Here is a 14,247-nt window from a genome sequence, read left to right as displayed (position 1 = left end):
AAGGGTTTTCCTGAGGCGCCAGGCTTGCAGCCCCAGCCTCGCTGCGCATCCCAGGCCGGCAACGGTCAATGCGCGTGGCCCCAGTAGATGAGCGCATCGCGCCCCTCGACCGACAGCGACACCCGCGCGCCCACGGGCAGCAGCACCTTGGTGGGCACGTGGCCGAACGGCAGGTTGGTGAGCACGGGGGCCGCGATCTGCGTACGCAGCCAGTCCACCACGCTCTGCAGCTTGAAGCCCTTGTCGTGCGGGGCCAGCTGGTAGCCGCTGAACTGGCCCAGCACCACCGCCTTCTGGCGCGCCAGCACGCCCGCGTACAGCAGCTGGGCGAGCATGCGCTCGACGCGGTAGGGATGCTCGCTCACGTCCTCCAGGAACAGGATGCCGCCCTCCACCGCCGGCAGGTACGGGGTGCCGACCAGGCTGGCCAGCATGGCCAGGTTGCCACCCCACAGCGTGGCGGATTCGATATAGGTGTCCGGCACGGCGGCCTGGCCGTCGGCGCGCGGCTTTTCCTTGGGCATGCGCCAGCCCGCGCCCTCGCCATGGCCGGTGAGCAGGTCTTCCAGGCAGGCGAGCATGATGTCGTCCACCTCGCCCGCCACGCCCAGGTCGGCCGTGAGCGCGGGCCCGGCCCAGGTGGTGGCGCCGGTGCGCGCCAGCACGGCGCACTGGAAAGCGGTGAAGTCGCTCAGGCCGACGAAATGCATGCCCCCGGCGATGGCCTGGGCCACCTTGGCGTAGTCGATGCCCGGCAGGATGCGCGTGAGCCCGTAGCCGCCGCGCGAGACCAGCGCCACGTCGGCGCCGCTGGCCGCCGCGCGGTGGATGGCGGCCAGCCGCGTGGCGTCGTCGCCGGCGAAGCGCGTGTGGGTGGCCAGGGCGTCGGGATCGACCTCCACCTCATGGCCCAGGGCCTTCAGGCGCGCGATGCCGCGCTTGAAGGCGGGCTTGTCGCGCACCGCGCTGGAGGGGGAGTAGATGTAGATGCGCTTGGGGCCGTGGTCATGGCCGCAGTGGCCACAATCGTCATGGTGATGGTCGTGCATAGCGGGCAGAGTATTCCACAGCGGCCCGGGCCGAATCGGCGCCGGCATCAGGCACGGTGAAGGCCGGCGCACGCTGCTCTGCCGCGAACCGGGCGAAGGCGCGCGGCCCGGCGCGGTGGCCCGCGTCGGGGAACGGCAGGCCATCGTCCACCGCGCCCTGCAGCACCTGCACCAGCGGCGCGTCCAGCGCCGGCAGCACCGCGCCCGGCTGGGCCAGGATCACCACGTTGCGCAGCGCCAGTTGCTGCAGCAGCGCGGCCAGCGCCTGCCGGTGCCATGCCAGCGTATGCAGGGCCTCTTTCTTGGGCTTGTCGCTGCGGCCGAAGCCGATCAGGTCGGGCGCCACCACGCGGTGGCCCGCCTGCGTGAACACGGGCAGCATGCCGCGCCAGGCCTCGCTCCACGCGGGGCTGGCATGCAGGCAAAGCCACGTCAACGGCGCATCGCGCGGGCCTTCATCAAGGTAGTGCAGCCGCAGCCCGTCGAAGAAAAGGTACGCGCCCGCCGGGCCGGCAAAGCGCGCCTCGGGCGTGCGCAACGCGTCCTCGCGCAGCGGCTGGGCCTGTGCGCGCTGGGCACGGCGGCGCTGGCTGAAAAAGCCTTGCAGCAGCGCGGCGCACTCCCCGGCCAGCACCCCGCCTTCGATGCGCGTGTGGTGGTTGAGCCGGGGCTCGGCGAACAGGTCGAGCACCGAGCCGGCCACGCCGGTCTTGGGGTCGGGCGCGCCGAACACCACGCGCGCCAGGCGCGCATGCAGCATGGCGCCGCTGCACATGGCGCAGGGCTCCAGCGTGACGTAGAGCGTGCAGCCGTCGAGCCGGTAGTTGCCCAGGTGGCGCGCGGCCTCGCGCAGCGCCATCACCTCGGCGTGCTGCGTGGGGTCGTGGCTGTGCACGGGGGCGTTGCGCCCGCGCCCGATGATGGCGCCGTCCCGGACCACCACCGCGCCCACCGGCACCTCGCCGGCCTGCGCCGCCTCGTGCGCCAGGGCCAGCGCGGCGCGCATCCAGGCGGCGTCGTCATCGCTCTGCATTTGATAGCTGCTTGCGCTTACCCAGCAAGGGTTAGCACGTGTTTTTATTTGGATTCATCGCCGGGCAGCGGGCGCGACTTCTGCATCAGCCCTTCCATCTGCTGCTGCACCTGTTGCTGGATCTGCTGGCTCTGCTCGCGCACGGTGCCCGTGGGCGCGGCGGTGCCTGGGGCCTGCAGCGCCGGTGCGGGCGCCTGGGTGGCGGCGAGCTGCTTCTTGGCCAGAACGCCGACGATGGCCAGCACCACGAGCAGGCTGGCGATACCGATCAGCGCACGCATGGGCGCCCCCCGGACTTCAAGGCAAAGAGTGATGGCATGGTGGGCAGGACTGTAGCGGCAATTGCGGCCCCCGGCGGGCGGGGGGGCTGGGCCTGGACTCAGTACTTGGCGCGGTTGGGCATCTGGCGGAATTCGCTCCAGACTTTCTGCGCCTCTTCGCGCAGCAGCGGCTGCACGGGCACGGTGCGCTGGTCGTAGGGCCGCTTCATGTCGTCGCTGATGTTCAGGTCGTCGAACAGGTCGGCATAGTCGGTCCAGGCGGCGGCGTAGTAGATGCGCCCGACGCGCGCCCAGTAGGCGGTGGAATAGCACATCGGGCACGGCTCGCAGCTGGTGAACAGGGTGGCGCCCCGGATGTGCGGCGCCCCGACCTTGCGGCAGGCCGCGCGGATGGCGTTGACCTCGGCGTGGGCCGAGGGGTCGTTGTCGCGCAGCACGCTGTTGCCGGTGGCGGCCAGCACCTCGCCATCGCGCACGATGACGCAGCCAAAGGGGCCGCCCGTGCGCTCCACCACCCCGGCCTTGCGCATGAGCTCGATGGCCTGGCGCATGTGGGCGCGGTCTTCCTCGGTGGCGGCGGCGGCGCCCGGCCCCGATGCGGCGACGGCACCGCCGACATGCATCCCGGCCATCAGGGCCGCGCCCGAGGCCAGGAAGTCGCGCCGCTGCACGACCCGCGCCGTGCCGAAGAGCCGGTGCAGCAGGTAGCTGCCTTGCGTGTCACGATCATTCGCAGAGTCCATAGCGCGCCCCAGGTAGTGGATTGGAGAGCGCATCCTAGCGGCAAGCATGGCGGCTGGATAGCCGCGTTTGCCCAGCGCGGCCATGCCCGGCAATGCCGTACGCGCCCGCGTGAAAAGGCCTGCCGGGGATAATCCGCGCCCTATGTCCCTCCTGCCCCACCAGCTCGAACTGCTCTCCCCCGCGCGCGACGCCGACATCGGCATCGAGGCCGTGAACCACGGCGCCGACGCCGTCTACATCGGCGGCCCTGCCTTCGGCGCCCGGGCCACGGCGGGCAACGCGTTGCGCGACCTGGAGCGGCTCATCGCGCACGCGCACCGCTTCAACAGCCGCATCTTCGTCACGCTCAACACCATCCTGCGCGACGACGAGCTGGAGGACGCGCGCCGCATGGCCTGGCAGGTGTACGAGGCCGGGGCCGACGCGCTCATCATCCAGGACATGGGGCTGCTGGAGCTGGACTTGCCGCCGATCCAGCTGCACGCGAGCACGCAGACCGACATCCGCACGCCAGAGAAAGCGCGCTTCCTGCAGGACGCGGGCCTGTCGCAGATCGTCATCGCGCGCGAGCTGGATCTGCAGCAGATCCAGGCCATCCGCGCCGCCACCGACCCGGCGCGCACCACCATCGAATTCTTCGTGCACGGCGCGCTGTGCGTGGCCTATTCGGGCCAGTGCTTCATCAGCCACGCCCATACGGGCCGCAGCGCCAACCGGGGCGACTGCAACCAGGCCTGCCGCCTGCCCTACGAGGTGCTCGATGGGCAAGGCCGCATCGTCGCGCACGAGAAGCACGTGCTGTCGATGAAGGACAACAACCAGTCGGACAACCTGCGCGCACTGATCGATGCGGGCGTGCGCAGCTTCAAGATCGAGGGCCGCTACAAGGACATGGGCTACGTGAAAAACATCACGGCGCACTATCGGCACCTGCTCGACGAGATCATCGAACAGGGCGCGTTCACACGCTCCTCCAGCGGGCGCACCACCTTCACCTTCACGCCCGACCCGGATCAGAACTTCAACCGCGAGTTCACCGACTACTTCGTCAACGGCCGCCAGGACGACATTGGCGCCTTCGACACGCCCAAGACGCCGGGCCGCGCCATCGGCTGGGTCACACAGATCGGCGACAAGTGGTTCGAGCTGGAGACCAGCGACAAGGCCACCGTGCTGCACAACGGCGACGGCCTGTGCTACTACGACCTGCAAAAGGAACTGGTGGGCGTGCACATCAACCGCGCCGAGTCCGTGCACGCGAAAAAAGGCATCTGGCGCGTGTTCCCCAAGGACGCGATCGACGGCTTCAAGGACCTGCGCAAGGGCCTGGAGATCAACCGCAACCGCGACATGGACTGGGTGCGCACGCTGGAGAAGAAGTCCAGCGACCGGCGCATCGGCCTGTGGGCCGAGTTCAGCGAAACCCTTGACGGCTTCGCGCTCACGCTGACGGACGAGGACGGCTTCGCGGGCCACGCCGCCATAGCGCAGGCGCACCAGGGCGCCACGGACTCGGCGAAGGCCGAGGCCACGCTGCGCGAGCAACTGGGCCGCTTCGGCGCGACCCTCTTCGCCGTGCACGACATTGCGCTGCGGCTCTCGCAGCCCTGGTTCGTTCCGGCCTCCGCGCTCAACCAGTTGCGCCGCGACGCGCTGGCCGCGCTGGAGCAGGCGCGCGCCAAAGGCTTTGTGCGCCTGCCGCGCGCCGTGCCGGTGGAGCCGCCCGCGCCCTTCCCCGAGGACACGCTGACCTACCTGGCCAACGTGTTCAACCACAAGGCGCACGACTTCTATGTGAAGCACGGCGTGAAGGTGATCGACGCCGCCTACGAATCGAAGGAGGAAGAAGGCGAAGTCAGCCTGATGATCACCAAGCACTGCGTGCGCTTTTCCATGAGCCTGTGCCCCAAGCAGGCCAAGGGCGTGATCGGCGTGAAGGGCACCATCAAGGCCGAGCCGCTGCAGCTCGTCAACGGCAAGGAAAAGCTCACGCTGCGCTTCGACTGCAAGCCCTGCGAGATGCACGTGGTGGGCCGCATGAAGAAGTCGGTGCTGAACCAGCACCGCAAGGACATGCGGGAGCATCCGATGCAGTTCTACCGCACGCGCCCGCAGGCGCAGCACGATTGATGGCAAAAACAGCCTCCAGCGCTTGTCCAGCAAGCGCTGGCAGCTCCTGACTCGATAGCACATGCCGCGCCGCAAAGCCCCCACCAAGGAAGACTCCGCCCTGCTGCCGCCCTACGTGCAGCTGCCCGACGCGGCCATCCACGTGCCCGCCACGCCGCAGGCCTTCGCCGCCGCGCGCGCCGCGCTGCTGGCCGCGCCGGTGCTGGGCTTCGACACCGAAAGCCGCCCCCTGTTCAACGCCGGCCAGAACGACACGGGCCCGCACCTGGTGCAGTTCGCCACGCCCGACGCGGCCTGGCTGCTGCAGTTGCACCACCCCGAGGCGCTGGAGATCGCCCGCGCCGTGCTGGCCGACGAGCGCATCCGCAAAGTGGGCTTCGGGCTGGACAACGACCGCAGCGCCCTGCTGCGCCGCCTGGGCGCGGAGCCGATGCAGCTCGTGGACCTGGACCGCGTGTTCGGCCGCCACGGCTACGGGCGCAACACGGGGGTGCGCGCCGCCGTGGCGCTGGTGCTGGGGCAGAACTTCCGCAAGTCCAAGAAGACCAGCACCTCCAACTGGGCCGCGCGCCAGCTCTCGCCCGGCCAGATCCGCTACGCCGCCAACGACGCGCACGCCCCCGCCGTGCTGCACCTGGCCCTGCCCGCCTGGGAAGCGGCCCAGGCCGCGCCCGCCGCACCACACACACCACGCACGCCACGCGCCCCACGTGCCGCGCTCCAGCGCGTTTCGCGCATAAGCACATAGCCAACGCGTCGATCCGGCAGGCCGCGCCTGGCAGACAATAGCGCCGCCTGACAACCACCGGAGAGACTCACCCATGCGCATCGAAACCCTGGCCGTTCACGCTGGCTATGCACCCGACCCGACCACCAAGTCCGTGGCCGTGCCCATTTACCAAACCGTGGCCTACGCCTTCGACAGCGCGCAGCACGGCGCCGACCTGTTCGACCTGAAGGTGCCGGGCAACATCTACACGCGCATCATGAACCCGACCACCGACGTGCTGGAAAAGCGCGTCGCGGCGCTGGAAGGCGGCGTCGCCGCCGTGGCCGTGGCCTCGGGCATGGCGGCCATCACCTACGCCATCCAGGCCATCGCCGAGGCGGGCGACAACATCGTCAGCGCCAGCACGCTCTACGGCGGCACCTACAACCTGTTCGCCCACACCTTCCCGCAGCAGGGCCTTGAGGTACGGTTCGCCGACGCGCGCGATCCGGCGAGCTTCGGCAAGCTGATCGACGCGCGCACCAAGGCCGTGTTCGTCGAATCCATCGGCAACCCGCTGGGCAACGTGACCGACATCCGCGCGCTGGCCGACGTGGCCCACGCCCACGGCGTGCCGCTGATCGTGGACAACACCGTGCCGAGCCCCTACCTGCTGCGCCCCATCGAGCACGGTGCGGACATCGTGGTGCACGCCCTCACCAAGTACCTGGGCGGCCACGGCAACAGCATCGGCGGCGCCATCGTCGACAGCGGCAAGTTCCCGTGGGCCGAGCACAAGGCGCGCTTCAAGCGCCTGAACGAACCCGACGTGAGCTACCACGGCGTGGTCTACACCGAGGCCCTGGGCCCGGCCGCCTACATCGGCCGCGTGCGCGTGGTGCCGCTGCGCAACACGGGCGCCGCCCTGTCGCCGCACAACGCCTTCCTGATCCTGCAGGGCATCGAGACGCTGGCGCTGCGCATGGACCGCATCTGCGAGAACACGCAGCGCATCGCCGAGACGCTGCAGGGCCACCCCAAGGTGGAATGGGTGCGCTACGCCGGCCTGAAGGACCACCCCGACCACGCGCTGGTGCAGCGCCAGCTTGGCGGCCGCGCCTCGGGCATCCTGTCGTTCAGCCTCAAGTCGGGCGACGGCGATGCGCGCGCTGCGGGCGCGCGCTTCCTCGACGCGCTGCAACTGTTCACGCGCTTGGTGAACATCGGCGACGCCAAGTCGCTGGCCACGCACCCGGCCTCGACCACGCACCGCCAGCTCGACGCGCAGGAACTCGCCAAGGCCGGCGTGAGCGAAGGCATGGTGCGCCTGTCGATCGGCATCGAGCACATCGACGACCTGCTGGAAGACCTGAACCAGGCCTTGGCAGCGGTCTAAGCGTTTTAGGCCTCCAGCCCTTTGCCGGCAAGCGCGGGCAGCTATCGTTCAGATAGCTGCCCTTTTTGTTGGGCGGCCACCAGGGACGAAAAAAAACCGGCGCCGCAGCGCCGGTTTCCCCATCAAAGAGCCTTGCAGTCTTAGAAGCGGTAGCCCAGGCCCACGCCCACCAGCACGGGGTCCACCTTGAAGGTGCCGGCCTTGACGTCGCCTGCGTACACGTCGGTCTTGATGAAGACCTTCTTCACGTCGAAGTTCAGCGACAGCTGCTTGGTCAGCGGAATGTCGAAGCCCACTTGCAGCGCGGCGCCCCAGCTGTTGCGCTTGATCGAGGGGTTCAGCGCGGCCTGCACAGCAGGGTCGAAGTTGACGCTGGAGAAGTTGGTGTAGTTGATACCGGCACCAACGTAAGGCTTGAAGCCGCCGAAGTTGGTGAAGTGGTACTGCGCCAGCAGCGTGGGCGGCAGGTGCTTCAGGGAGCCGATGTTGGCGCCGCCGGAACGCAGGTCGTGCTTTTGCGGATAGGTCAGGATCAGCTCGGCAGCGATGTTCGGCGTGAAGAAGTAGGAGATGTCAAGCTCGGGAATGACCTTGTTGTTGATCGACAGGTCCAGGCCCGTGCTGTCCTTGTTGGCGCTGTCCAGGTTCACAGCACGCACACGCACCAGCCAGGGGCCTTCGGCTTGCTGGGCAAAGGCAGCGCCCGAAGTCATTGCACACACAGCGGCTACAGCCAGCAGACTTTTTTTCATAGGAAAACTCGATGCGGTTGAACGGGGACGGCCCCCGTGCATGCATTGGGCCTATGAGCAAAATGGTCAATCTTGCCCTAGGTCAAACCCCAGGCGGATGCATGTCAAACCTGTGTCAACCGCGCATCACTTGCCGCGCAGGCGTTGCACCAGACGCACGCCCGCCAGCACCACGGCCCCGGCCGCGATGCCCGCCACGGCGTTGAGCGCATTCGTGGCCAGGGCCTGCCACACGCCGCCCAGCGCGCCCCGCGCCACGGCGGCGCCCGCGCCCTCGATGGCGAGGTGCAGCGGCCCGATGCCATGCACCAGGATGCCCCCGCCCACCAGGAACATGGCGGCCGTGCCCGCCACCGACAGCGCCTTCATCAGCCACGGCGCGGCCGCCAGCAGCCCCCGGCCCAGCGCCTGCGCGGCGCTGCTGGCCTTGCGGCTGAGCCACAGGCCCAGGTCGTCGAGCTTGACGATGCCGCCGACCAGGCCGTACACGCCCGCCGTCATCAGGATGGCGATGCCCACCAGCACCGCCACCTGCTGCAGAAACGGCGCGGACGCGACCGTGCCCAGGGCGATGACGATGATCTCGGCCGAGAGGATGAAGTCCGTGCGCACGGCGCCCTGGATCTTCTCGCGCTCGAACGCCACCAGGTCCACCGTGGCATCCGCATTGGCCTGCGCGTGGCTGGCATGGCCGGCCTCCTCTTCGCCCGCGCCGTGCAGCAGCTTGTGGGCGAGCTTTTCCACGCCCTCGAAGCACAGGAAGGCACCGCCCAGCATGAGCAGCGGCGTGACCAGCCACGGCGCCCAGGCGCTGATGGCCAGCGCCGCCGGCACGAGGATGGCCTTGTTGACCAGCGAGCCCTTGGCCACGGCCCAGACCACGGGGATTTCGCGCTCGGCCCGCACGCCGGTGACCTGCTGCGCGTTCAGCGCCAGGTCGTCGCCCAGCACGCCGGCGGTCTTTTGCGTGGCCACCTTGGTCATGGTGGCCACGTCGTCGGCCACGGCGGCGCTGTTCTTGGCGGCGACCTTGGTCATCACGGCCACGTCGTCGAGGATGGTGGCGATGTCGTCGAGCAGGGTCAGCAGACTGGCTCCGGCCATGGATGCTCCTTGGAAAATAGTGATTAAATTGGCATCTAGCCCTTGCCCCGAAAGCGCTAGAAGCTCTTATTTCAGGAGCAATCTCCGATCAGCCGACCCACTTGCGCGCGTTGCGCCAGATACGCATCCAGGGGCTGAGCGCGTCCCGGCCGCCGCTGGCGGCGAGGTCGGTCCAGCTCATCTGGATGTTGCGGAACACGCGCTCGGGGTGCGGCATCATGGCCGTGAAGCGGCCGTCCGCCGTGGTCACCGCCGTCAGGCCGCCGGCGCTGCCGTTGGGGTTGAAGGGGTATTGCGCGGTCGGCTGGCCCTGGTGGTCCACGTAGCGCATGGCGCCAAGGGCCTGGTCCGGGTTGCCGCGGAAGCGGAAATTGGCGTAGCCCTCGCCGTGCGCCACGGCGATGGGCAAGCGGCTGCCCGCCATGCCCGCGAAGAACAGGCTGGGCGAATCGAGCACCTCGACCAGCGACAGGCGCGCCTCGAAGCGGTTGCTCTGGTTCTGCGTGAAGCGCGGCCAGTCCTGCGCGCCGGGGATGATGTCGGCCAGCTCGGCGAACATCTGGCAGCCGTTGCACACGCCCAGGCCGAAGGTGTCGGCGCGCCCGAAGAAGCCCTGGAACTGCGCCGCCAGGCGCTCGTTGAAGGTGATGGAGCGCGCCCAGCCGATGCCCGCGCCCAGCGTGTCGCCGTAGCTGAAGCCGCCGCAGGCCACCACGCCCTGGAAGGCGGCCAGGTCGGCGCGGCCGGTTTGCAGGTCGGTCATGTGCACGTCATGCGCCTCGAAACCTGCCTCGGTGAAGGCGTAGGCCATTTCCACGTGCGAGTTCACGCCCTGCTCGCGCAGCACGGCCACGCGGGGGCGTGCGAGGTTCAGGAACGGCGCGGCCACGTTGTCCTGCGGGTCGAAGCTCAGGTGCACGTGCAGGCCGGGGTCGCCCGCCAGTCCGGCGGCGGCGTGCTCGGCGTCGGCGCAGGCGGGGTTGTCGCGCTGCTGGCAGATCTTCCAGCTCACGGCGTCCCAGACCTGGTGCAGGTCTTCCAGCGCGGCGCCGAACACCTGCCTGGCGTCGCGCCAGACCTGCAGCTCGCCCTTGCCCATGTCCATGCTGGAGCATTGGGGGCGCGTCTTGCCGACGAAATGGCTCCACTTGGACAGGCCGTGCGCGCGCAGCACCTGCATGACCTCGTTGCGCTCGGCCGTGCGCACCTGCAGCAGCACGCCCAGCTCCTCGTTGAACAGTGCCTTGAGCGTCAGCTCCTCGCGCCGCGCGCCGATCTGGCCGGCCCAGTTCTTGGCGTCGCCCGCATCCATGCGGCTGTCGCTGATGCCGTCGCCCTCGGTCACGAGCATGTCCACGTTCAGCGCCACGCCGACGTGGCCGGCGAAGGCCATCTCGGCGGCAGCCGCGAACAGCCCGCCGTCGCTGCGGTCGTGGTAGGCCAGGATGCGGCCCTGCGCGCGCAGCGCGTTCACGGCATCGACCAGGCGCACCAGGTCCTGCGCGTCGTCGAGATCCGGCACCTCGTCGCCAGCCTGGTTCAGCACCTGGCCGAGGATGGAGCCGCCCATGCGCATGCGGCCCTTGCCCAGGTCGATCAGCACCAGCGTGGTGTCTTCCTCGGTGGCGTCGAGCTGCGGCGTGAGCGTGCCGCGCACATCGGCCAGCGTGGCGAAGGCGCTGACAATCAGGCTCACGGGCGAAACCACCTTGCGCTGCGCGCCGCCGTCCTGCCACTGCGTGCGCATGGACAGCGAATCCTTGCCCACGGGGATGGAAATGCCGAGCTGCGGGCACAGTTCCATGCCCACGGCCTGGACGGTGGCGTACAGGTCGGCGTCCTCGCCGGGCTCGCCGCAAGCGGCCATCCAGTTGGCGCTGAGCTTGACGCGCGGCAGCTCGATGGGCGCGGCCAGCAGGTTGGTGATGCTTTCCGCCACGGCCATGCGGCCCGAGGCGGCGGCGTTGATGGCGGCCAACGGCGTGCGCTCGCCCATGGCCATGGCCTCGCCGGCAAAGCCCTTGAAATCGGCCAGCGTCACGGCCACGTCAGCCACCGGCACCTGCCAGGGGCCGACCATCTGGTCGCGGTGCGTGAGGCCGCCCACGGCGCGGTCGCCAATGGTCACGAGGAAGCGCTTGCTGGCCACCGTGGGGTGCGCCAGCACGTCGATGACGGCTTTCTGCAGCGGCACGCCCGTGAGGTCGAGCGGCGCGAACTGGCGCCGCACGGTCTTCACGTCGCGGTGCATCTTGGGCGGCTTGCCCAGCAGCACGTCCATGGGCATGTCCACGGGAAACTTCTGCGCGCCCTCGGCCACGGCCGTGTCTTCCAACACGAGCTGGCGCTGTTCCGTCGCCGTGCCGATGACGGCGAACGGGCAGCGCTCACGCTCGCAGAAGGCCGTGAACTGCGCCAGCGACGCGGGCGCGATGGCCAGCACGTAGCGCTCCTGGCTTTCGTTGGACCAGATTTCCTTGGGCGCCAGGCCCGACTCCTCCAGCTGCACGGCGCGCAGGTCGAAGCGCGCGCCACGGCCCGCGTCGTTGGTCAGCTCGGGGAAGGCGTTCGAGAGGCCACCCGCGCCCACGTCGTGGATGGCAAGGATGGGGTTGTCCGCGCCCTGCGCCCAGCAGTGGTTGATGACCTCTTGGGCGCGCCGCTCGATCTCCGGGTTGCCGCGCTGCACCGAGTCGAAGTCCAGCTCCGCCGCGTTGGCGCCGGTGGCCATGGAGCTGGCCGCGCCGCCCCCCATGCCGATGCGCATGCCCGGGCCGCCGAGCTGCACCAGCAGCGTGCCGGCGGGGAATTCGATCTTCTTCGTCTGCCCGGCGTCGATCACGCCCAGACCGCCCGCGATCATGATGGGCTTGTGGTAGCCGCGTTGGACGCCACCCACGTCCTGCTCGTATTCGCGGAAGTAGCCCGCCAGATTGGGCCGGCCAAACTCGTTGTTGAACGCCGCGCCGCCCAGCGGACCTTCGGTCATGATCTGCAGCGGGCTGGCGATGTGCGCGGGCTTGCCGCCGGGCGCATCGCTCAGGCCGCCCCAGAGCCTGGAAACGGTGAAGCCCGTCAGGCCCGCCTTAGGCTTGGAGCCCCGGCCCGTGGCGCCTTCGTCGCGGATCTCGCCGCCCGCGCCGGTGGAGGCGCCCGGGAACGGCGAGATGGCCGTGGGGTGGTTGTGCGTTTCCACCTTCATCAGCACATGGTGCGTGGCGCTCGTTTTTTGATAGCTGGCAGCGCTTGCCCCATCTGCGCTGGAGCCCATTTTTGCCACGAAACGCTCGACCTGCGAGCCTTCCATGATGGAGGCGTTGTCGGCATAGGCGACGATGGTGTGCCGGGGCGACACCTGCTCGGTGTGGCGGATCATGCCGAACAGGCTTTTCTCCTGCGCCACGCCGTCGATGGTGAACTGGGCGTTGAAGATCTTGTGGCGGCAATGCTCGCTGTTGGCCTGGGCGAACATCATCAGCTCCACGTCGGTGGGGTTGCGCGCCAGGCCCTGGAAGGCGTTCACCAGGTAGTCGATCTCATCGTCGGCCAGGGCCAGGCCCCAGGCGGTGTTGGCTGCTTCCAGGGCCGCGCTGCCCCCACCGAGCACGTCCACGAAGGCCATGGGCTGGGCGTCGAGCGCGGTGAACAGTTGCCCGGCCTCGGCGCGCGTGGCCAGCACGGACTCGGTCATGCGGTCGTGCAGCAGGGCCGCGATCTGCTGCATCTGCGCGGCATCCACCTCCGGTTGGCCGCCGAGCAGGCCTGTCTTGAGCACCAGGCGGTATTCGGTGATGCGCTCGACGCGGTGCACGGCCAGGCCGCAGTTGCGCGCGATATCGGTGGCCTTGGAAGCCCAGGGCGACACCGTGCCCAGGCGCGGCGTGACCACCAGCAGCGGCCCCTCCTCGGGCCCTTCATAGGGGTCGCCATAGGCCAGCAGCGCGCCCAGGCGCTCCTGCTGCGCCGCGGTGGGCGCGGCATCCAGCGCCACGAGGTGCACGAAGCGCGCGGCAATGCCGGTGATCTTGGGATGGATGGCCGCAAGGGCGCTCTGGAGTTGCTGGGCGCGGAACGGGCTGAGGGCATTGCCCCCCGCAAACGAAATCTGGTGCAAGGTCACGGTAGCGGCCTGTGGCTAGGGGTAGGAGAGGCGAAGCACGCCATTTTACCGGCCCGTCCCCGGCGCTTGCCCCACGCCCTGCACGTCCCGGAAGCGGGTGGGATAATTCCCCCATGAGCATCACCACCAAGTCCGCCGAAGACATAAAAGGCATGCGCGAGGCCTGCCGCCTGGCTTCGGAAGTGCTGGACTACATCACACCCCACATCCAGCCCGGCATCACCACCCTCGAAATCGACCGCCTCGGCGCCGAGTGCATGGCCCAGCAGGGCACGCGCTCGGCCACCATCGGCTACCAGCCGCCGGGCTACCCGCCCTACCCGGGGCACCTGTGCACCTCGGTCAACCATGTGGTGTGCCACGGCATTCCCTCTGACAAGCCGCTGAAGAAGGGCGACATCGTCAACGTCGACGTCACCGTCATCACCCAGGACGGCTGGTACGGCGACAACAGCCGCATGTTCCTCATCGGCGAATGCTCGATCGCCGCCAAGCGCCTGAGCGCCCTCACCTTCGACGCCATGTGGCTGGGCATCCAGCAGGTCAAGCCCGGCGCGCGCCTGGGCGACATCGGCCACGCCATCCAGAAGTACGCCGAGGGCAACGGCCTGTCGGTGGTGCGCGAGTTCTGCGGCCACGGCATCGGCAAGAAGTTCCACGAAGAACCGCAGGTGCTGCACTACGGCCGACCGGGCACGGGCGAGACGCTGGTGCCGGGCATGACCTTCACCATCGAGCCCATGCTCAACCTGGGCAAGCGCGACATCAAGGAGCTGGGCAAGGACGGCTGGACCATCATCACCAAGGACCGCAGCCTCTCCGCCCAGTGGGAACACACCGTGCTGGTGACGGAAACCGGCTACGAGGTGCTCACGCTCTCGGCCGGCTCGCCGCCGCTGCCGCCGTTCGTACAGACCACCCGCACCTGA

At 69.1% G+C, this 14,247-nt stretch carries 11 protein-coding genes; 4 read left to right on the top strand and 7 right to left on the bottom strand.

From position 1 onward, the window contains the following. Positions 1-65: 65 nt before the first annotated feature. The 4 genes from YS110_01325 to YS110_01310 all read right to left on the bottom strand — a co-directional run bounded on the left by YS110_01325 (position 66) and on the right by YS110_01310 (position 2,986). Entirely contained in the window at positions 66-1,049 is a 984-nt protein-coding gene (locus YS110_01325; GenBank protein ID UJB63495.1) for an LD-carboxypeptidase, read from the bottom strand. Continuing rightward, a complete protein-coding gene (tadA, locus tag YS110_01320) occupies positions 1,030-2,082 on the bottom strand; it encodes a tRNA adenosine(34) deaminase TadA (GenBank protein ID UJB63494.1) in 1,053 nt (350 codons plus the stop codon). The genes YS110_01325 and tadA overlap by 20 nt, the downstream gene beginning before the upstream one ends. Positions 2,083-2,126: 44 nt before the next feature. Then, complete coding sequence (locus YS110_01315) at positions 2,127-2,363, bottom strand: hypothetical protein (GenBank protein UJB63493.1); 237 nt, start codon at positions 2,361-2,363, stop codon at positions 2,127-2,129. 98 nt (positions 2,364-2,461) lie between these two features. Beyond that, positions 2,462-2,986 carry a nucleoside deaminase gene (locus YS110_01310; GenBank protein UJB67311.1) on the bottom strand — a complete coding sequence of 175 codons (525 nt, stop codon included), beginning with the start codon at positions 2,984-2,986 and terminating at the stop codon, positions 2,462-2,464. Between the two features lie 262 nt (positions 2,987-3,248). Between YS110_01310 and YS110_01305 the strand changes: the two genes are divergently transcribed. The 3 genes from YS110_01305 to YS110_01295 all read left to right on the top strand — a co-directional run bounded on the left by YS110_01305 (position 3,249) and on the right by YS110_01295 (position 7,342). Further along, the gene (locus YS110_01305) at positions 3,249-5,237 is read left to right on the top strand and encodes a U32 family peptidase (GenBank protein UJB63492.1); all 1,989 of its coding nucleotides are present in this window, start codon (positions 3,249-3,251) and stop codon (positions 5,235-5,237) included. A 61-nt stretch (positions 5,238-5,298) separates the two neighbouring features. Continuing rightward, positions 5,299-5,985 carry a 3'-5' exonuclease domain-containing protein 2 gene (locus YS110_01300; GenBank protein ID UJB63491.1) on the top strand — a complete coding sequence of 229 codons (687 nt, stop codon included), beginning with the start codon at positions 5,299-5,301 and terminating at the stop codon, positions 5,983-5,985. 73 nt (positions 5,986-6,058) lie between these two features. Continuing rightward, positions 6,059-7,342, top strand: a complete 1,284-nt coding sequence (locus tag YS110_01295; GenBank protein UJB63490.1) for an aminotransferase class I/II-fold pyridoxal phosphate-dependent enzyme — start codon at positions 6,059-6,061, stop codon at positions 7,340-7,342. A 140-nt stretch (positions 7,343-7,482) separates the two neighbouring features. On the opposite strand, the gene YS110_01290 is transcribed toward YS110_01295, so the two are convergent. From YS110_01290 to purL, 3 genes are all read right to left on the bottom strand, one after another. Continuing rightward, entirely contained in the window at positions 7,483-8,094 is a 612-nt protein-coding gene (locus YS110_01290) for an OmpW family protein (protein ID UJB63489.1), read from the bottom strand. Positions 8,095-8,220: 126 nt separating this feature from the next. Then, positions 8,221-9,198, bottom strand: coding sequence for a DUF808 domain-containing protein (locus YS110_01285; protein ID UJB63488.1), 978 nt, complete (start codon positions 9,196-9,198; stop codon positions 8,221-8,223). An 88-nt stretch (positions 9,199-9,286) separates the two neighbouring features. Continuing rightward, positions 9,287-13,318, bottom strand: a complete 4,032-nt coding sequence (purL, locus tag YS110_01280) for a phosphoribosylformylglycinamidine synthase (GenBank protein ID UJB63487.1) — start codon at positions 13,316-13,318, stop codon at positions 9,287-9,289. A 113-nt stretch (positions 13,319-13,431) separates the two neighbouring features. Between purL and map the strand changes: the two genes are divergently transcribed. Continuing rightward, positions 13,432-14,247, top strand: coding sequence for a type I methionyl aminopeptidase (gene map / locus YS110_01275; GenBank protein UJB63486.1), 816 nt, complete (start codon positions 13,432-13,434; stop codon positions 14,245-14,247).

It is taken from the genome of Acidovorax sp. YS12 (assembly GCA_021496925.1).
In the GTDB taxonomy this organism is placed as follows: Bacteria; Pseudomonadota; Gammaproteobacteria; order Burkholderiales; family Burkholderiaceae_C; genus Paenacidovorax.
Note: the sequence above shows the minus strand (reverse complement) of the source record. Positions and strands in the feature narration are given on the sequence as shown.

Coding starts and splice junctions, on each gene's coding strand:
- YS110_01285 (UJB63488.1), bottom strand. CDS start 9,198: ATGGCCGGAGCCAGTCTGCTGACCCTGCTCGACGACATCGCCACCATC.
- YS110_01300 (UJB63491.1), top strand. CDS start 5,299: ATGCCGCGCCGCAAAGCCCCCACCAAGGAAGACTCCGCCCTGCTGCCG.
- YS110_01315 (UJB63493.1), bottom strand. CDS start 2,363: ATGCGTGCGCTGATCGGTATCGCCAGCCTGCTCGTGGTGCTGGCCATC.
- tadA (UJB63494.1), bottom strand. CDS start 2,082: ATGCAGAGCGATGACGACGCCGCCTGGATGCGCGCCGCGCTGGCCCTG.
- YS110_01325 (UJB63495.1), bottom strand. CDS start 1,049: ATGCACGACCATCACCATGACGATTGTGGCCACTGCGGCCATGACCAC.
- YS110_01290 (UJB63489.1), bottom strand. CDS start 8,094: ATGAAAAAAAGTCTGCTGGCTGTAGCCGCTGTGTGTGCAATGACTTCG.
- map (UJB63486.1), top strand. CDS start 13,432: ATGAGCATCACCACCAAGTCCGCCGAAGACATAAAAGGCATGCGCGAG.
- YS110_01295 (UJB63490.1), top strand. CDS start 6,059: ATGCGCATCGAAACCCTGGCCGTTCACGCTGGCTATGCACCCGACCCG.
- YS110_01310 (UJB67311.1), bottom strand. CDS start 2,986: ATGCATGTCGGCGGTGCCGTCGCCGCATCGGGGCCGGGCGCCGCCGCC.
- YS110_01305 (UJB63492.1), top strand. CDS start 3,249: ATGTCCCTCCTGCCCCACCAGCTCGAACTGCTCTCCCCCGCGCGCGAC.